Raw genomic sequence first — 20157 nt, forward strand, 5'->3', positions numbered from 1 at the left:
AATATATTTTGCGGCTTTTCTATCTCTAAACTTACTATTATGAAAATATGTTTTTTTAAAATCCTTAAACAAAACGCGAGTTGGTTAAACAGCATTTTTATCTTTTTCTTCTTCAGGTATCGGAGCTCTGTCGTAAACAATCAGTCCCATTTCAACTCCTTTTTGAACAATAAAACCTAGCGCTTCTTCCCTGTCGTTTTTAATTTCGCCTTCTAAAATGGCTTCACGTACTAAATTCTTCAAAACTCCAACTTCCTTACCTGCAGGCAACTGAAACATGGTCATAATATCAGTTCCGGTTACCGGAGGTTGCCAGTTGCGGATCTTATCACGTTCTTCAACATCCTTCAGCTTTTGCTGAACGAGTTCGAAATTACGTTTGTATTTTTTGATCTTGAACTCATTTTTAGTGGTTACATCTGCGTGGCAAAGTTTCATTAAGGCGTCAATGTCTTCACCTGCATCAAACAACAACCTTCTAACGGCCGAATCAGTAACGACTTCCTGGGCCAAAACAATTGGCCGTAAATGCAGCAACACCAACTTTTCCACCAGTTTCATCTTTTCATTCAACGGAAGTTTTAACTGACGGAAAATCTTAGGTACCATACGAGCACCTTTATCCTCATGCCCATGGAAAGTCCAGCCATGCACAGGATCGTATCGTTTGGTTGCAGGTTTGGCAATATCATGTAAAATAGCCGCCCAGCGTAGCCATAGATCATCAGTGCTTTTACAGATGTTATCCAGCACCTCGAGCGTGTGGTAAAAATTGTCTTTATGCGATCGGCCATTGATGGTTTCAACCCCATGCAGAGCCACCATTTGTGGGAATATCAGCTCCAGCAAACCTGTATCGAACAAAAGATTAAAACCAATTGACGGTTTTTTAGAAAGGATAATTTTGTTCAGTTCGTCTGTTATACGCTCTGCAGAAACAATTTTAATGCGGTCTTTATTCTTGGTGATAGCCTTCAGTGATTTTTCTTCAATCTCAAAATGCAACTGGCTAGCAAAACGAATGGCCCTCATCATTCGCAAGGGATCGTCAGAATAGGTAATATCCGGATCTAATGGCGTACGGATCGTTTTATATTCCAGATCAATAACACCATTGAATGGATCAACGAGTTCGCCAAAAGTGCTTCCATCATTTAAACGGATGGCCATTGCATTGATGGTAAAGTCTCTGCGATTTTGATCATCCTGCAGTGTACCTTCTTCCACAATTGGTTTGCGGGAATGTGAGCGGTACGATTCTTTACGGGCACCTACAAACTCCACCTCCAGGTCCTCAAGCTTTAACATAGCCGTTCCGAAATTCTTAAAAACAGCCAAACGCTTTTCCAAACCTACTTTTTTTGCTACTGCAGTGGCAAATTCAACACCATTGCCCAGCACCAAAATATCAACATCCTTTGATGGTCTTTTTAAAAAAATATCGCGCACAAAACCACCAATCACAAATGCCTCAATATTTAACCGTTGCGCTTCCTCTGATATCGTTTTAAAAATCGGATGATTGAGATGTTTTCTCATTCTAATTAGGTTGTTAGCTTTTAGTTATGAGCAGTTAGCTGATCTAAAAGATCCATCTTCCCTGTACTTCTAACTCTGTACTTTTATCTTCTTTATACTATTTTCTCAAGATCTTAATCAGGCCACCGTTACCTAATTTAATGATCGACGATGGAGCGGCCGATTTTTTACTTCTTTCAAAATCAACAACATAATCAACCCCTTGTTTAATTTCTTCGGAAATTTCATCAAAACTCATTGCCGATGGATTTCCGCTTATATTGGCTGAAGTGGAGACTATAGGCTTTCTGAACTTACGGATCAGTTGCTCGCAAAAGGGATGTTTTACCACTCTGATACCTACACTTCCGTCCGCGTTCAAAACATTTGGAGCCAGCCCTTTTCCACCGTCAAAAACAACGGTTAAAGGTTTTTCTGATAGTTCAATCAGTTCATAGGCCACATCAGGAACTTCCTTTACGTATCTGAATAAATCATTAAGATTCTCGAGTAAAACAATAAAGCTTTTCCCTTCACGCTTTTTAATTTGTATGATCTTTTCTACAGCTTCAGGATTTGTGGCATCGCAACCCAAGCCCCAGATCGTATCAGTTGGGTACAAAAGGATACCTCCAGACTTCAGGACTTCTAATGATTTCTCAATTTCTTTCTGCATTATTGATTGTATTCAATAGTTTCAGGCAAAACTACCTTTTAATTTTGTTTGGATGAAACTGAGCGCTAATTAAACTAGTCAACCAGGTTAAAAACCGTCATCGTCTTTATCTTTTTATAATTCCCTTCGGATGGGATAAAATAAGAAACCTCTGTAAAGTTGATCTTCACCTTTTTCCCTACGTATTTATTCGGATCGGGTAATAACTTTTCGGCGCCGCAGTTTTGCAACCAATAGAATGTTTCTTGCAGTCCTTGCTCGCTGGTGCAAATAAATCTATAGAAATCCCCTTTTACCACTTTCGTGAGTTTTCCATTAAAATTGGAGCTTACACTTTCTGTTCCGGCTGAAGAGGAAGAAGACGTTTCATCTGTAGCGGCCATTTTCATCGCAAAATCAACAAAGGCCGGACAGGATTTCATCAGTTGTTTAGCCACGTCGTTGCCCAGCTGTGTTCCGGCTTCATTAGCGTTGGGCCCCATCAAATCATAATATTCCATAAGACTGCCCATATGCTCCAAACACACCTTCGTCATCGTTTTTTCAAAAAGGTTACTAGCAGAATCAGCTGAAAGTTTATCAATATTAACGCCCTTCAGTTCTAAACAAATTTTTTGAGTGATGGTATCGACCAATGCTTCTTTTTGGGCAAAAACATGGGAAACCGAAAAAAGCAGAATAGCGAGAATCAGTAAATTTTTCTTCATAAAACAAGTATTAAAAAAATAGTCCATAAAGTAATTGACTTTATGGACTACATCTATAATTTACAATAAATTCAGCATTAAACGGCTACGTTATAATCACGTAATGCATTGTTCAATGATGTTTTTAGATCTGTACTTTCTTTACGTTTTCCAATGATCAATGCGCAAGGAACCTGATAACTGCCGGCAGCGAATTCTTTTGTATAACTACCAGGAATTACAACTGAACGAGATGGAACAAAACCTTTATATTCTTTAGGTTCTAAACCGGTAACATCAATTATTTTTGTTGATGCTGTTAATACCACGTTAGCCCCTAAAACGGCCTCTTTTTCAACGTGAACACCTTCTACTACGATAGCACGTGAACCAAGGAAACAGCCATCTTCGATAATAACCGGAGAAGCCTGAACTGGTTCCAACACACCGCCGATACCAACACCACCACTTAAATGCACATCTTTACCAATTTGCGCACATGAACCCACAGTAGCCCAGGTATCAACCATAGTACCCGAATCAACATAGGCACCGATATTTACATATGAAGGCATCATAATAACACCTTTCGCAAGGTAAGATCCGTAACGAGCCAAACCATGAGGTACAACGCGAACACCAGCCTCTTTGAAATTGGTTTTTAATTTTATTTTATCGTGGAATACGAAAGGACCGGCCTTGATTTCTTCCATTTCGCGGGTAGGGAAATACATAATAACTGCTTTTTTCACCCATTCGTTTACATGCCAGCCGCCCATTACTGGTTCGGCAACACGTAGCTTACCTTTATCAAGTAATTCTATAACTTCTTCGATAGCTAAAATAATGTCGCTGTAGTTAAGCAGGGAACGATCTTCCCAAGCTTTCTCAACTTTGTCTTTTAAAGCACTTAAAGGCATTTGTAGAGGAATTTTAAAAATGAACTAATTCTTTTGAATACAATTAAGATTTAAGGTTAAATCTTTCGGCAAAGATGCGCAATTTTTAAATAAAAACTTTGAACCTGAAATTCATTTAACTGTCAATTCTATAACTTGTAAGCTTCATAATTATTAATTTGCAGCATGAATGAGAATGAAAAACTGAGGGTTGATAAATATTTATGGGCCATCCGGATTTTTAAAACCCGAAGCCTGGCAACAGAAGCATGCAAAGGTGGAAAAGTGAAATTGGATGGAAACAATTTAAAGCCGGCCCATGTGGTTAAGGTTGACGATGTTTATCATATTCAAAAAGGCATTGAGAAAAAAATTGTAAAGGTAACCGGCTTACTTGAGAACCGTGTAGAGGCCAAAAAAGCAGTTTTATATTACGAAGATCTGAGTCCGGTGAACACCGAACCTCGGAATATGTCGATATTTACAGCTCCTGTTTTCACCCGCGAGCGCGGAACAGGAAGGCCTACTAAGCGCGAACGACGTGATCTGGATGATTTAAGAAATAGTGGAGACTGAAAATCAGTCGGCAGTGGTCAGTCGACCTTGTACTTGCTGATTCTGCAATCAGCAATCCAAAACCTAACTTTAATAAAAACGGGTTGCAAACATTCTTTTGTTCGCAACCCGTAACTTGAAATAAGAAAAATAAATTATTTCTTATCCGCTTTATATTCTTCGTTCAAACCCTTTAACACATCATTGGTAACATCCAGGCTTTCATCAGCATATAATATATTGCTATTGCCTTTTGAGTAAGAAACCACCATTTTGTAGTTATGGTCTTTGGCATATTTCTTCAAGTAATCAGTGATTTTTCCATATAATTTTTCAGTTTCTTCCTGCTCTTCCTTAGCTGCTTGTCCGGCTAAGCTTTGCTGTAACTGACCTAAATCTTGTTGTTTCTTTTGTAGCTGTAAGCTTAACTGTTGCTGTTGCTCTTGGGTCATGCCCTGAGCAGCACGTTGAGCGTTTGCCACTTCTTGCTGAAATGAACGGCCCTTACCTTCAAACTGCTGTTGACGAAGTGTGTTCTTATCATCAAGCTTCTTTTTAACATCAACAAAATATGTGTAATGCTTTTGCAATGAATCAGAGTTCACATACACAATTACTTCTGATTTTGCCACATCAGTTTTTGCTGCGGTTGAATCAGCTTTTTTAGTCGTAGTGTTGCCGTTATCGTTAGAACATGCAGCCATAATACCTAAAAAGGTAATGCCACATATTGGTAAAAGAGCAATTGATTTTTTAAGGTTCATATTTAAAACGAGTTTGCGGCAAATATAAATATTCAAACCATTTTCAAAATTTTTTCTGAACCTACTTTTAAAAAAAAATCAGCGCCCATATTACAATAAAAAGAGTTGCGAAGATTGATCTGCATCAATGGTCGCAACTCTCTAACATTTACTTAACACTCTATAACTACAATTATTCGGTAATGGTAATTACATTTCCATTAATGGCAATATTGTATTTTTTCAAAGCGCGGGTTGAACCGGCAGAGTTAACAGGTCCATTAATTACCGAACCATCTAACTGATAACGGCTATGATGCAATGCACATTCGAAACGATTATTCGTTTCGTCGTACATTATTGAGCCTTGTTCATGTGGGCAAATAGCATCAAGTGCAACAAAGGAGCTCGCCACTATAGTAGCAGCAGTTCGTACAACAATTACCCCCTGCTTAACCTTAGAGCTACCTATGTTTGGAAAATCGGTGCTGGCATCAAATGTAAAATTCACCGGATTGCCGTTGTTACCACCATTGTTACTTGGGCCAGCATCATCTCCTCCGCCACAAGCATGTAATACCCCCCCGGTACAAACCAGTGCTGCACCAATACCTAACTTAGACAAGAATTCATTGCGTTTCATATTGTAATTGTTTATCAAAGTGGTTTACGTTAGTCTTATTGCAAAAGTTGCCTCACTGCGGAAAAGAAATTTAAAAAATTGCCTATTGAAAAGAATCTGTGATTCTTGTTTTAAAAATTCAGTTTCAGGTTGAATCATACCGGACATTTCTCCTTTTTAAAATGTTAATAAATAGCATTTATTACGGCTTTATAAATCGGCAATAAATTACTAATATCGAGGTCTTAATAGGCACTTTTCATTTCGGCAAGAGGCCTAAAAACAGTATCTTTGAACTTTTGTAACTATAGGATAACATGAGCGAAACAGCAGAAACAAAAGCTGCGAATTATTCAGCGGATAATATTCAGGTTCTTGAAGGATTAGAAGCCGTACGCAAACGCCCAGCCATGTACATTGGCGATGTTGGCGTAAAAGGCTTGCACCATTTGGTTTATGAAGTTGTTGACAACTCAATTGACGAGGCTTTAGCCGGATATTGTAACGATATAAACGTTACCATTCAACAAAATAATTCTATCTCAGTAAAGGACAACGGCCGTGGTATTCCAACGGGTATGCATACTAAAGAGAAAAAATCAGCTTTAGAAGTTGTAATGACTGTATTGCACGCCGGGGGTAAATTTGATAAAGACACTTATAAAGTTTCCGGAGGTTTGCACGGTGTGGGGGTTTCCTGCGTGAACGCCTTATCTACCCATTTAAAAGCCGAAGTGCACCGTGACGGGAAAGTTTGGGTACAAGAATACGAGCGTGGTAAGCCACAATATGATGTTAAAACTGTTGGTGAAACCAGTGTTACCGGTACCATTGTAACCTTCACTCCTGACGCAGAGATTTTCACTCTTACTACCACTTACAATTACGACACACTTGCTGCTCGTTTACGTGAGCTTGCTTTTTTAAATAAAGGTATTCGCTTAACCTTAACCGATGAGCGCGAAACAGATGATGATGGCGCTTTTATCACTAATACATTTTATTCAGATGGTGGGTTAAGAGAGTTTGTTGCTTATTTGGACGGCACTCGTGAACCGTTGATCCCCGAGCCGATATACATTGACGGCACCAAAGCGGGAATTCCGGTTGAGCTTGCTCTGCAGTATAACAGTACTTACTCTGAAAACGTTCACTCGTACGTAAACAACATTAATACCATTGAAGGTGGAACGCACGTAGCCGGTTTCCGTAGAGGCTTAACCCGTACGCTCAAAAGTTATGCTGATAAAAGTGGTTTACTGAAAAACCTTAAGGTAGAAATTACAGGTGATGACTTCCGCGAAGGATTAACCGCGGTAATTTCTGTTAAAGTTCAAGAGCCGCAGTTTGAGGGTCAGACTAAAACCAAATTAGGAAACAACGAGGTTACCGGAGCGGTTGATCAGGCGGTTGGGGAAATTTTAAATATTTATTTAGAAGAACACCCTAAAGAAGCACGATTAATTGTACAAAAGGTTGTCCTTGCTGCTACAGCTCGTGCTGCAGCCCGTAAGGCCCGTGAAATGGTGCAACGTAAAACAGTTATGACCGGCTCGGGTTTACCTGGCAAACTTTCGGATTGTTCAAATAATGACCCTGAAGCATGTGAGTTATATTTGGTAGAGGGTGACTCGGCAGGCGGTACAGCCAAACAAGGCCGAAACCGTAATTTCCAGGCCATTTTACCACTAAAAGGAAAGATCCTTAACGTGGAAAAAGCCATGGAACACAAGATCTACGAAAACGATGAGATCAAGAATATCTTTACCGCCATGGGCGTAAGTATTGGCACTCCAGAAGATGATAAAGCTCTTAACATAGTTAAACTACGTTACCATAAGATCATCATCATGACGGATGCCGACGTGGACGGTTCTCACATTACAACACTGATCCTTACCTTCTTCTTCCGTTACATGAAAGAACTGATCGAGTTTGGATACATTTATATTGCTACGCCGCCATTATACATGGTTAAAAAAGGTAAGGAATTTGAATACGCATGGACCGAAGACCAACGCTTAGCGGCTATTGAACGCTTAAAAGGTGGCGGTAAAGAAGACAGTGTACATACACAACGATACAAAGGTTTGGGAGAGATGAACGCGGAGCAGTTATGGGAAACAACCATGAATCCTGATACACGTACGCTTCGTCAGGTAACCATTGAAAACGCTGCCGAATGTGATCACATCTTCTCGGTACTAATGGGCGATGAAGTAGCACCACGCCGCGAGTTCATTGAAAAACATGCGAAATACGCTAAAATTGATGCTTAACAGCATTATAAAATAATTCGAATAAAGGCTCCTCTACCGGAGCCTTTATTTTTGAATATAAATTGTATACAAAGCAACCAAATAAAAAACCTGTCCGTACTAGCAGTACAGTTCTTCGGGTAAACCAGCTACTCTTAACAATTCATACACTCTATTTCTATTTCCTTTCGAAGAATTGACAATTAACCAATTTGTTAATCTAATTTCTTCAATTATGAGAAAATCTGATTTAATGATGGTGAAAAGCATCGGATGTTTTTTACTGCTTGGATTTCTTAACACATCTTGTCAGGAGGACGGCCAGGTGGCGACCTTAAATGATTCGCCAAAATTGGCCAAAGAGTTTGAGGATTCTCCTATTTCGCCTCGCTTTGAAGTTCCGGCCCATATGGATAGAAATGAAAACGGTGAGGCTTGTGTTCATTTATATAATAACCGAAAGCTGTATTTTGAAATATCTGTTAACAACCTTGACCCTACTGATCATCTTACCGTTGCCCATATTCATGAAGGCGGAACCTTGGAAACGGGCCCTGTGTTGGTAGGGCTTGTGGATAACAATGTGTTAAAATTCGACTCAAATAATAGTATAAAAGACACGATAGATGTTACGGAAGAACAGTACCAACGGATATTGGCCGGAAATGATTTGTACATAAACATCCACTCTATGCAAAAACCCGGAGGATTATTACGTAATCAATTGGACCACCCGCTTAAGTTTGGTGCCGATATTAACCTGTTACCAGGCAACCAGGTTCCTGCAGTTAACAGTACCGCTAACGGAATGGCTCAAATCAGGATTTCGGAAGATAAAATGTTGTTTTCGAAGGTTACTGTTGCCGATTTAGAAGCTGGAGACAACCTGGTGATTGCCCATATACACAAAGGAACAGCCACTGAAAATGGACCGGTAATTATTAACGTGGCAGATAATGTCGGTCAAATAGGATCAATCCAATCAAGAACGATCAATGACACTCAGTTTGCTGATCTTTTTGGTAATCCGCTTTACGTTAATGTGCATTCAACAAATTTCCCGGGAGGAATTATCAGGGGACAACTGAAAGACTAATTTTGCGCTCTCTCTAAGTGAAGGAGGCCTCGCCTCCTTTGCTTTTAGGCTTTTAGTACCAATACTTTATTGGCGTAATCAATAACCGCATTGTATCTGACTAAAATATCACTGCCAATAACACCTATAACCTTTTCAAAACCCAGTTTTTCATATGCAATATTGATATGTGACAGATCGAGGACGGCCGCATCATACTTCTTTATGCTTAAATCTCCGAGTTTTAAATCAATAGTTGCCCTAAAACACTGCATTGAATTAGTGCCCAAACCCGTAGAAAGTTTTTCATCCAAATGAAAAGCCTGTTCACCTGCTATTGCTTGCAACAGATCATGATCAAATGCAGTTTTCGACGCACCGGTATCTAAAATTGCCTTTTGTCTTACCCCATTAATCTCAATTTCAATTTTAGGGTGATACCCTTCTCCATCCAAACTGAAAATGTTTAGCGGGAGTGTATATGTTTTTACACCAAAAATGAGTGTTGAAAGATTAAAGACCATAGTAAAATTAACTTAAACAAGAACTGCTCTTTACGGACTATAAATTTCCAAATTAAAAACAGCATACAAAGGAACAAAAGAAAATGATGAACTACGTATTTAAAACAATAAAGCCTGATCGGTTTCGATCAGGCTTTAAATTATTTTTATTGGCTAGTGATTAAACCAATTTCATATCTGATAATACATTGTTCATTGCACGAACAGCGTCAGCGCTTTTTGCAAAAGCTGCTTTTTCTTCTTCGTTCAATTCGAAATCAATGATTTTTTCCCAACCATTTCTTCCTACTACCACTGGAACTCCCATACAGATATCTGACTGACCATATTCACCTTCTAAGAAAACTGAAGAAGCGAATACACGTTTCTCGTCACGAACAATAGACTCAACCATTGCAGCACCGGCAGCACCTGGAGCATACCATGCTGAAGTACCCAATAAACCGGTTAAGGTAGCACCACCCACCATTGTATCAGCAGCAACTTTTTTCAATGTATCAGCATCTAAAAATTTAGAAACCGGTACACCATTATAAGTAGCAAGGCGAGTTAAAGGAATCATGGTGGTATCACCGTGACCGCCAATAACAGTTCCATGAAGTTCATTTGATGAACAGTTCATTGCCTGACCTAAGAAATATTTAAAACGAGATGAATCCAATGCTCCACCCATACCAATTACACGGTTTTTAGGCAAGCCTAAAGCCTTGTAAGTAAGATAAGTCATCGTATCCATTGGGTTTGAAATAATAAGGAAGATAGCATTTGGGGAATGCTTTAAGATGTTTTCTGCAACACCTTTAACAATACCAGCATTAATACCGATCAACTCTTCGCGAGTCATGCCTGGTTTACGTGGTAAACCTGAAGTAATAACTACTACATCCGAACCTGCTGTTTTTGAATAGTCGTTAGTAGTACCAACAATTTTGGTATCAAAACCTAACAACATAGCAGTTTGCATCATGTCCATTGCTTTACCTTCGGCAAAGCCTTCTTTGATATCTAATAAAACTACTTCAGAGGCAAGCTCTTTACGAGCGATGTTGTCTGCACAGGTAGCACCCACGGCGCCTGCACCAACTACTGTTATTTTCATAATAAAAGTATTTATTGGGTTATAAAAGTGCACGAATATATGACTTTCGGCATGAAAAATTTATGATTTAAGACAACTTAATACAGCGAAAAATTGCATATATAAAATCAACCAACATCACTTCCTTAAAAGGAAATACTGTCTTCTAGAACAAGCCATTTGCAATCCTTTTCTTTAAATAAAGATGAGCTGATTAACCACTTTGTCATTTTAACTGATACAGAGTGATTTACTTCGAATTTATTAAGAAATCGTTTTAGGTTGAAGTTTAACCTTTGGCTTTTTCTTTTTATACCAAATTACCAGCAACACAGTTCCTGTAAGTGCAGCGAGTAAATTAACGAGGGCAGCAAAAACAAGAAGTAGGTCACGCGTAGATTTACCCATTCCATGGGAAAAATGAAACATATGCAGCTTTGAAAAACTGAAGCGTTCTCTTGCATCCACATCATTAACCTTTGTGGCCAGTTTACCCGATGAGGTTTCTACATACCAGCGTTCATTGTTGTTGGCATTAAATTGAACCTTGTAAACCGGCAAACGTTTGTTCATCATGCTGTAGTCATCATCAAAAGCTGTTACAGAAGTAACCGAAATAATATTTTCAGGAGATTGCCGACTGAAATTACAAGCCATATTTTTAGCGAATGCCTCCTCTCCATCAGGCAGTTCTTTCAAATCAGTAATCGATACGTATTGAATAACATCCGGCAAGGATTTCATTTCCATATGATGTTGGGAAGCGTCCTTGTCCTTTTTGTGGCATTCCGCATTGGTAGCATTTGGGGGCGAAACAATTCTCAAATAGTTGGTACCATTTAATTTCGCTAATGAAACATTTTTTACCGAATAACGCTTCGCAATAGAATCAAACGAAAATGATAGATGTGCCGCCTTAAACTCATCATTTATAGAATAGAGCTGACGCGTGTCGGGTTCTAATTTCACAAAAGCACGGTAGGCACCGCTAAACGTAAACATCAGCATGGTTATAGATGCGATAATTCCAATTTGGCGATGCAAACGGCGATATTTCAGTGAAGAATTCGAAGAGTTTACTTTTTTACTTTTTGTTATACAGACTATATAAATCCCCATAACGGCTGTGATAAAAGAAATACCAGCCAGGAAAACTAAGACTGCACTGCGAAAAGGACCTAACTTTTCTAGAAACTGCCAGCTATGAAAATTGCGAAAGAAAATTGAGAAAGCAGCCCTGCTATCGTTAGTTGCAAGCCCCATACGATCACTGGCCGGATCAACATATAAGCGAGTATTATCATACCGATTAAAATCAACCCTGTAAACAGGCAGCAATCGGTTGTTATCAAGGTATTCCTCATCAAAATTCTGAATAAAAGAAACCCCGGTAACCTTGGCTGTTGAATCCCCTAAAAACTGTTTAGCGATCTTCATTGCATAGTTTTCAGCTGCGGCCGAATCAATGGCTGCCGATTGGGCATCAATATAGGTTAGCCGGTTATCCGCAACCTTTCTAATTTGATAATAGATCTTACCATCTAATTCAACCAATCGAAAATTTGAAATGCACTCAATACGATTCTTAAGTAAAGCGGAATCTAATGAGACCTTAACTTTTGAAAGATCAATTGATTTGGATGCCAGAAATTGATTTTTAACTTTCGGTTTAAAGGAGCTCATGATGGGACTCATGAACCCGCTTAAAGTCCACATAATAACCGGAATGGCAATGATGATACTTAACATTCGATGCCATTTATATATATTTTTCCTGATCATTTGCTGTTCTAAATATGCTATTACTGAAAATCAACTACATTTTGCTTAGCTGATAGCTTACCCCAAACACCAGGGTTCGAGGTGCTGCAGCTGTATAAGTTGTACGATCGGTAGTGTTATTACCCCTTGATGCGTTGCTTGCGTACAATTCATCGGTAAGATTCATCAAATTTGAGTACACTTCAATGCCTCTCCATTGATAACCCACCCTTGCATTTAGCAGATCATAGCCGGAATAACTAACCATGTTGATTTGATTTTGATACCAGGCCGAAACATGTTGCCACTCTATAGAGCTTCGGAAGTTTTTAAACCATTTCGGATAATAACTCAATTCATTATTCCAAACCCAGCGCGGCGACGAAGGCATATCATAACCATTCAGGTTTTTAAGTTGATCAGCAGCTTTATTGCTCACCTGGAAATCTTCAAAACGATGGATAGCATAGGTACCTCCCAAACGGAAACTTAGTTCTTTTACTGGTTTTAGCGTAGTGCTAAACTCAATCCCTTTATGCAGGGTTTTTCCTGCAGATTGGTAATCATAAGAATTATCAGGCTGACGGATATTCAGTAATTCATTCTGCCCATCCATTTGGTATATAGCCACATCAACATAAACCTTATTTTGCAGGAAGGATGCCCATGCACCAAGTTCATAGTTTTGAAACAGTGCCGGTTTTAGGTTATAGTAAAACTCTGCAGGGCTGGTATTTGGTTTTTTACGAAAAATAGCGGTTAATGCCGGAGGAGCAAATCCTTGTGAATAGTTGGCATACAAACCTTTGTCATGACCCAAATCATAAGTTAAACCGACTTTTGGTGTAAAGCGTTGATATTCTTTGCTGCCTGCTGATGCATCTAAAAAATTATCATAGGTAAACGACATCAAATCGTAACGTAAACCTGTTGAAAAGCGCAAATTCTTCAAAGGCTCAAAATCATATTGTAAATAAGCCGCAGCATTTCTGATTTTGGCAGCATAATCAGACAGTTTAATATCCGGGCGCTCCTTAATAATGGTGTATTTCTCTACAGATTTACCGTCAGGACGTAACTGCGCATTTAAATCTACCTGATAAGCTGAATAATCATTAGGGGAATAATCGAACATACCTCCCGTAATCAGTTTTGAGTTTAAGAAACCAAAACGCTGGCTGTGCTGCCCTACTATACCATAACTGGTAAAATCATTTGAATTGATTTCTCCTGTGGCAGTTGTTTGCCCCGATTTCCATTTTATGCTATACGAAGGATTTTGTCCATGCTCGTTAAAACGATTAAACAGCGTAATAAAACTCTTAGACCCGTTCGTCCAATCGTGTTCTAATGTAATACGTGAGCGACTGGCGGTTGATTTTCTGTACGTAAAATCGTTTGTACTGGTGTAGTTTCGGTTAAAAAAGGCAATACTATCAACGCTACCACTGGTTTGCGAATAGTAATCGCCATACATTAAAGTACCGATCAGACGAGTTTTATCTGACAATTGGTATTCTAAGCGGGTATTAATAGATGTTTTATTATAATCAGAATAAGTCATCCAGGCGCCCTTCTGTTGGCTTCTCAACCCTCCTATATATATACCAAATTTTCCAATTTGCGCTCCGGCACCAAACTGCAAACGTTGGTAGCCCCATTGATCAAACTGAACACCCACCCGGGCCGATGGAACAGCTGTTGGGCGTTGGGTTATAAAATTAACGGCTCCGCCTACTGCTTCAGGGCCATAAATAGACGAGACCGGACCTTTTACAACTTCTATAGAACTAACGGTATATTGGTTAACTTCCAACAAGGCATTATGATTAAAAACACCCATTGGCCTGATACCAATACCATCTTCCATATACAGATAATAACCTGAAGTAGTCATTGGCTGGCGAATAGACATGCTGTGCTGCTCATTGCTTAAATTCACCATCAACACACCCGACACCTTGTTCATCACCTCATAAAAAGCAGTAGGCTTGGTTTCTTCTAACAATTTAGCCGAAACCTTGCTAATAGCAATCGGTGCCTGACTACGCAATTGTGTTTCTCGGCTCGCAGTTACAATTACCTCCTGCATATTAGCCGTCAAAGGATTTAAGCCGATGGAAAGATCTTTAGTTTCAACAGGTGTGGTTACTGTTTGATACCCAAGCAATGAAACGGTAATCGAATTAACTTTTTCTGTTGCAGAAAGCTTGAAATTCCCCTGAGCATTTGTTTGTGCACCGATCGTTGAATTAGGCACAAAAACGTTTACTCCCGATAGTGGCTCACGGGTAATGGCATCGTAAATTTTCCCTTTTATTAATTGCTGGGCATAAGTGTTTGCAAACACACTTATTAAAAGTATAGTAAAGTATAACTTCAGTCTCATAAACTCATTTCTTGCCCATAAGCACCCTGTACGGCATTAGGTATAAGCATATACCGGTACACTTAGCTCAACTTGGGCTGATAATTCAAAAACTAAAAAGATGAATGTTGATTTCGGAATAATAAAGTATAGGATCACATTGATAAAAATCAATAGACCAATTCCGAAATGAATAGAAGTTAAACCTGGGGAGGCTGATAGATGGAAAGGGAAACTGTACATGTTTCTTTCTGCAGGAAGAAACGTTGTTGAGTTAACTCGATATAGGTACTATCAATAAAATTTTGCACAACCGAATGTTCAAAAAGGTTGATCTCAAACTTTTCTCTAAGTGAATTATTGGCCTTTTGCTCCTGCTCTGCTGCTTCTTTCTTCAAGGCTTTCATCAAGTAACATTGACCATTACAATGAAGTTTAGGCTTATTTTTATTTTCACAAAGATAGGTGGAAATGAAACTTTTATTTACCTCATAGCCCGAAACAATGACCAAGCTGCTAAATGTTTGCAGTAGTATGGCTATCATTAAAACTATGGATAAAATTCTTTTCATTGATTTTCTTTAATCCCTTACGATTATTTGTACTTAAGGAATACGTCAACAAAATTAGAAAAGAAAAACAATTTAGAACTGATTTAAATCATTTGCTTTTATGAATAAATAGATTATGACTTAGGTATAACTTTTCAAACAGTTTACCAGCAATACATTGGAAATTTTATGATTTACTTATAATTTTTCGAGCAGTTTCCTGACAACGGTAATATTTTGCGATTCGGGGAATAAATAGTTTATGGCATCAGCAAATTCACGCCGCCAAAACCATTCGGCGTGGCGGCCATCGGGCTTAAATACAACCTTTAATTGCTCTTCATTCAATCCTTTGTGCCTAAGTATGGACTCCATTTTTCGTACTTCATAAACCAGTGAGTCACTTTCTTTTTCTCCAGCCAAAATATACAAATGTGTTTTACGTATTGGTTTCCATTTAGCGGCATAACTGTAAATAATAGGATGAAACCAAAAAGAAGGCGAAAACACTCCTATCTTTCCAAATACTTTATCGTATTTCAAGCCACCGTAAAAAGAGATCAATCCCCCCATTGAACTACCCATGATGCCGGTATTTTCAACATCTTTTAAGGTTCGGTAGTGTTCATTAATATAAGGCCGCAGGGTATTTACCATAAATTCGAGGTACAAATTGCCATTGCCACCTCCATATTTTAAATTCTGATAAGGAGAGTAATCATTCAGTCGTTCTTTTCCACCATGGTCAATACCTACCACGATTAATTCCTTATTAAGACTGTCGAGGGTTTCATCAACATTCCATTCGCCATAAGGGGCGTAAAAATCATCAAATAAATTCTGACCGTCCTGCATATATAACACCGGATAGCGTTTCTTTTTTACTGATTTATCGAAATAAGATTTAGGGAGATAGATCCATACCCGGCGATGGGTTTTCAGCTGTGGAATATAAAAAACCGAATCCACCAACCTAACATTAGCTGATGCGGTATGAATCATTTCTTTTTCATAAGTATCACTCCAGCCATCAACATCAATTATCATCTCGGTATCGCCATTTACTTCTACATAACGGTTGACTTTGGAATTGCCCAGGCTGTCAACTTCAACCTTATCCCAGGTACCTCGTGTGACCTTAAACTCATATTTACCAGGCTTTAAATCGGCAGTTAATGAATAAGTACCGTTTGCCTTACGTTTAAAACAGTAATTTGAATCACCGGGGTTCCATCCGTTAAAATTGCCGGCGAGGTAAAGCTTGTCGGAAGAAGATGTATTTTCAGGTACAGATTGTATATGAACTGTTAACTGGGCATTACATAAAATGCTCAAAAACAGAAAGAACGCCAACAAAAGGATTCTTTTTTGCATAGTTCTAAAATAGAAAATGGAAAATGGTTTGCAACATTTTTTAGGGTATTTAATTCTTAAAAGCAAAGCTTAAGGGTTATTTACCCATAGGCAACTTTACCGAATCAGTGGCTAACATCAATCCCTTTCTTTTGAGTTACAGTTGATTTTACCTGAAGTAGGTTTGCGATCATAGAAAAAGAAAAATCGCTTTTGATGGGCTTATTTTCAACATGATCAGAATATTTTGAAGAACGGTAAAATAATGCTTCAACATTTTCATTATCTGTCGTAATTTTATGTTGCTGAACGGCTGTCTTACCATTTTTAATATTTCCGAGCCGATCAACAGGATTCAGCCGGGCTTTTTCAATACCCCCTATCTCTCCAACACTGACAGCATGCGAAATATTCCTACAAAACTATGTAAAAAACCTCATTAGGAACCAAAAGGGGCTGTTTTAGAAATTAAATCACTTAGGCTAATTCGAAGTTAAATCTTAGTGTAATTCATACAAAATGAAAATTATTTATTCTGCTTACAGCAAAATATTTATTACTGAAAATCAGTATATTATATGATTATAAGCGCTCAATTGTGTAATCAATTAAAAAACAATAGTCGACTTTTTAATATTTTTTTAATTCTCCCATTAATAAATCTTTTTTTTTGCTATTTTTGAAATGTTTCTGATGATTCATTAAACAAACAACGGATAGGATTAATATTAACGGAATATATTATGATAATTATTGCTGATGGTGGTTCTACAAAAACTAACTGGTGTCTGTTGAATAAAGAGAACAAGAAGGTTTATTTTAATACAGAGGGCTACAACCCTTATTTTATTGACACTCCTGGAATTATTCAGTCATTAAAAAATAACCTTCCGGATAATCTTGATATTAACAGCATTGATCATGTTAGTTTTTACGGTGCTGGATGTTCGAATGAAGAGAAAAACGAGGTTGTCGCTTTAGCATTACGTACCGTTTTCACAAAAGCAAAGGTTTTTGTGAGCCACGACTTATTGGCTGCAGCAAGAGCTTTACTAGGCAATCAACCCGGATTTGCTGCTATTTTAGGCACAGGCACCAATACCTGTTATTATGATGGGCGCGAAATTACCTTAAATATCGACTCGTTAGGTTATATGTTGGGTGATGAAGGCAGTGGCTCGCACATTGGCCGCCGACTATTGCGCGATTATATGCGTGGAGTAATGCCTAAAGAGTTAAGTGACGCTTTCGATCGAACGTACGGATATTCACACAGCGATATTTTAGATCGTATATATAAAAAGCCATTACCTAACCGTTTCCTGGCTAGTTTCAGTAAATTTTTATACGATAACAGCAACGTTCAGCCCTATACCCGAACTATAATTAAAGATTCGTTCGATGCATTTTTCAAGGACCTGGTAAGTCGTTATCCTGATTATCAAAAACATACGTTTAATTGTATTGGTTCAGTTGGCTATAATTTCCGTGATGTGTTACTTGAAGTAAGTACCGAATACGGAATGCAGGTGGGCAAAATTGTTCGCTCGCCAATAGATGACCTTGTTCATTATCATATTAATGAATTAAAGCTTAGTACAGTTTAATTTTTCCTGATAATTTATTATCACACTTCATGGCTGCTTTTCCCAGAGCGGCCTTTTTTATTTTAAAAACCGCCAAGTTTTATAATCAATATTTTAATAAATAAACTTTCAGTTATAAAAAAATATTTCTACAATTATAGTGTACTAGTAAACCATAACACTATATCAATCTTACATGTTAAACATTTATCAATTAAAATTTGGCTACAAGGCTAAGCAGCATCTCTTTGAAAAATTAGATCTGGAATTATCAGCAGGACATATTTATGGGCTTTTAGGAAAAAATGGAGCGGGAAAGTCTTCTCTATTAAGAATGATGTGTGGTTTGGTATTTCCTAAAGAAGGCTCAGTTGAAGCTTTTGCCTTTAACCCTATGCAACGTCATCCTGCGTTTTTGCAACAAGTATTTTTCGTACCGGAAGAAGTGGAACTTCCCAATTTAAAAATCAAGCAGTTTGCAAAAATAAATGGCGCTTTCTACCCTGGTTTTGATAGAGAGAAGTTCAACCTTCTGTTAACTGAATTTGAATTAAACATCGACTCCCACATCAAAGACCTATCCTACGGACAACAAAAAAAAGTAAGCATTTCATTTGCGATCGCTACTAATGCCAAATTGTTATTGCTCGATGAACCAACCAATGGATTGGACATTCCATCGAAAGCACAGTTGAGAAAAATATTGGCAGGTCATATCAATGAAGATAGCTGCATAGTTATTTCCACCCATCAGGTGAGGGACCTGGACAACCTGATTGACAGCATTATTATTTTGGAAAACGGGGCAATTATTCTAAACGAAAACACTGAACGCATTACCGAAAAGCTGGCATTTAAAGTTTTGCAACAAGAAACTAGTTCCAATGTGTTATACGCAGAGCCCTCACTGGCCGGACAACTTTCTGTTCTGGAAAACACACGTAACGAAGCAAGCAAATTGGACATTGAACTGCTGTTTAACGCCGCCATTGAAAACAAACCTGAAATACTACGAATCTTTAACAACTAAACCATGAACAACACATTTAGCTTTTATCGACTTAAATTGCTTTTTCAGAAAGACTGGGCGGAGAATAAGAAATTATATCTGCTCGCTTTACCGGGTTTATTGATTCTAATAACCTTAGTTTATAGAACTCAAAGTAACTTTAAATTTGATATAAATTGGATTAAGGAAATCCATAATACAAGTCAATGGTATATAAATGATTTGGAGTATCAAAATGAAAAGATTTTTTTTGGAGGCTGGTTTTTAACAAGCCTAGTAGCCATTTTTATAAGATGGAATAAGTTATTGACTAGAAAATCTTTAATTGACTTTTTACTTTTACCTGCTACATCGACTGAAAAATTCATATTTAACTGGCTTTGGATATTTCTAATACCATTTTTTATTTATGTAATACTCTTTCAGATTGTTGATTTCTTATTTATAAGCAGCTACATAGAGAAGATAAAGGAAGCGAATATTCCTCAATTAGTTGAAAAGCTCAAATACTTTAACATTAGTCATTTTATACAAAACGGGTGGTATGCTCTAGGCTATTTAACTATCATTTTTTCAGCATTATTACTAAGTCCTTTTATATTTAAAAAATATTCAATTCTAAAAGGAATCCTCATTATTCCTGTTTTCTCATATTTACTGAATTTATTTAGCGATAAACTTCTGAAATATTTATACCCTTTTCAGCATGGTGTTAATGGTTTATACTTTTCGATTAGTATTAGACTACCTCAGCATATTGAAAACGAAGGCTTCCTCCAAGAATATTCCTTGTCAGAAAATCACAAAATATTAATAGGACTCATCCTATTTGGAACCGTCCCAATACTTATTTGGTTAGCCAATTGGTATAAGATCAAAGAAAAACAAATCTAAA

18 protein-coding genes are annotated in these 20157 nt (G+C 37.9%); 6 read left to right on the forward strand and 12 right to left on the reverse strand.

Annotated features, from left to right (window positions below; genetic code table 11):
- Positions 1-84: 84 nt before the first annotated feature.
- The 4 genes from C3K47_RS02995 to C3K47_RS03010 form a co-directional block, all read right to left on the reverse strand.
- On the reverse strand, positions 85-1539 hold the full coding sequence (locus C3K47_RS02995) for a CCA tRNA nucleotidyltransferase (RefSeq protein WP_103787613.1): 1455 nt from the start codon (positions 1537-1539) through the stop codon (positions 85-87).
- 97 nt (positions 1540-1636) lie between these two features.
- A complete protein-coding gene (locus C3K47_RS03000; RefSeq protein WP_207765227.1) occupies positions 1637-2194 on the reverse strand; it encodes an L-threonylcarbamoyladenylate synthase in 558 nt (185 codons plus the stop codon).
- A gap of 74 nt (positions 2195-2268) precedes the next feature.
- Positions 2269-2901, reverse strand: a complete 633-nt coding sequence (locus C3K47_RS03005) for a hypothetical protein (protein WP_103787615.1) — start codon at positions 2899-2901, stop codon at positions 2269-2271.
- A gap of 77 nt (positions 2902-2978) precedes the next feature.
- Complete coding sequence (locus C3K47_RS03010; protein WP_103787616.1) at positions 2979-3800, reverse strand: 2,3,4,5-tetrahydropyridine-2,6-dicarboxylate N-succinyltransferase; 822 nt, start codon at positions 3798-3800, stop codon at positions 2979-2981.
- A gap of 165 nt (positions 3801-3965) precedes the next feature.
- On the opposite strand from C3K47_RS03010, the gene C3K47_RS03015 reads away from it, so the two are divergent.
- A complete protein-coding gene (locus C3K47_RS03015; protein WP_103787617.1) occupies positions 3966-4355 on the forward strand; it encodes an RNA-binding S4 domain-containing protein in 390 nt (129 codons plus the stop codon).
- A 134-nt stretch (positions 4356-4489) separates the two neighbouring features.
- Here C3K47_RS03015 and C3K47_RS03020 read toward each other — a convergent pair whose 3' ends face one another.
- Positions 4490-5098, reverse strand: a complete 609-nt coding sequence (locus C3K47_RS03020; protein ID WP_103787618.1) for an OmpH family outer membrane protein — start codon at positions 5096-5098, stop codon at positions 4490-4492.
- A 172-nt stretch (positions 5099-5270) separates the two neighbouring features.
- Positions 5271-5720, reverse strand: coding sequence for a QcrA and Rieske domain-containing protein (locus C3K47_RS03025; protein WP_103787619.1), 450 nt, complete (start codon positions 5718-5720; stop codon positions 5271-5273).
- Positions 5721-6016: 296 nt separating this feature from the next.
- On the opposite strand from C3K47_RS03025, the gene gyrB reads away from it, so the two are divergent.
- Together gyrB and C3K47_RS03035 are read left to right on the forward strand one after the other, a co-directional pair.
- Positions 6017-7978, forward strand: coding sequence for a DNA topoisomerase (ATP-hydrolyzing) subunit B (gyrB, locus tag C3K47_RS03030; RefSeq protein ID WP_103787620.1), 1962 nt, complete (start codon positions 6017-6019; stop codon positions 7976-7978).
- A 214-nt stretch (positions 7979-8192) separates the two neighbouring features.
- A complete protein-coding gene (locus C3K47_RS03035; RefSeq protein WP_103787621.1) occupies positions 8193-9053 on the forward strand; it encodes a CHRD domain-containing protein in 861 nt (286 codons plus the stop codon).
- A 44-nt stretch (positions 9054-9097) separates the two neighbouring features.
- Here the strand turns inward: C3K47_RS03035 and C3K47_RS03040 are convergent, their stop codons facing one another.
- The 6 genes from C3K47_RS03040 to C3K47_RS03065 form a co-directional block, all read right to left on the reverse strand.
- Entirely contained in the window at positions 9098-9556 is a 459-nt protein-coding gene (locus C3K47_RS03040) for a retropepsin-like aspartic protease (protein WP_103787622.1), read from the reverse strand.
- A 160-nt stretch (positions 9557-9716) separates the two neighbouring features.
- Entirely contained in the window at positions 9717-10655 is a 939-nt protein-coding gene (mdh, locus tag C3K47_RS03045; protein WP_103787623.1) for a malate dehydrogenase, read from the reverse strand.
- 243 nt (positions 10656-10898) lie between these two features.
- Positions 10899-12383: a PepSY domain-containing protein gene (locus tag C3K47_RS03050; protein WP_165784618.1), complete on the reverse strand. Its 1485-nt coding sequence runs from the start codon at positions 12381-12383 to the stop codon at positions 10899-10901.
- Positions 12384-12450: 67 nt separating this feature from the next.
- Positions 12451-14784 carry a TonB-dependent receptor gene (locus C3K47_RS03055; protein ID WP_103787625.1) on the reverse strand — a complete coding sequence of 778 codons (2334 nt, stop codon included), beginning with the start codon at positions 14782-14784 and terminating at the stop codon, positions 12451-12453.
- Positions 14785-14963: 179 nt separating this feature from the next.
- A complete protein-coding gene (locus C3K47_RS03060; RefSeq protein ID WP_133159320.1) occupies positions 14964-15335 on the reverse strand; it encodes a hypothetical protein in 372 nt (123 codons plus the stop codon).
- A gap of 177 nt (positions 15336-15512) precedes the next feature.
- Entirely contained in the window at positions 15513-16688 is a 1176-nt protein-coding gene (locus C3K47_RS03065) for an alpha/beta hydrolase (RefSeq protein ID WP_103787627.1), read from the reverse strand.
- A gap of 722 nt (positions 16689-17410) precedes the next feature.
- Here C3K47_RS03065 and C3K47_RS03070 point away from each other — a divergent pair.
- The 3 genes from C3K47_RS03070 (at position 17411) to C3K47_RS03080 (ending at position 20156) form a co-directional block, all read left to right on the forward strand.
- Complete coding sequence (locus C3K47_RS03070) at positions 17411-18274, forward strand: N-acetylglucosamine kinase (RefSeq protein ID WP_103787629.1); 864 nt, start codon at positions 17411-17413, stop codon at positions 18272-18274.
- A gap of 175 nt (positions 18275-18449) precedes the next feature.
- Entirely contained in the window at positions 18450-19283 is an 834-nt protein-coding gene (locus C3K47_RS03075; protein WP_103787630.1) for an ABC transporter ATP-binding protein, read from the forward strand.
- A 3-nt stretch (positions 19284-19286) separates the two neighbouring features.
- A complete protein-coding gene (locus C3K47_RS03080; protein WP_103787631.1) occupies positions 19287-20156 on the forward strand; it encodes a hypothetical protein in 870 nt (289 codons plus the stop codon).
- Position 20157 lies beyond the last annotated feature (1 nt).

This window comes from Solitalea longa, from assembly GCF_002920915.1.
Classification (GTDB): domain Bacteria; phylum Bacteroidota; class Bacteroidia; order Sphingobacteriales; family Sphingobacteriaceae; genus Solitalea; species Solitalea longa.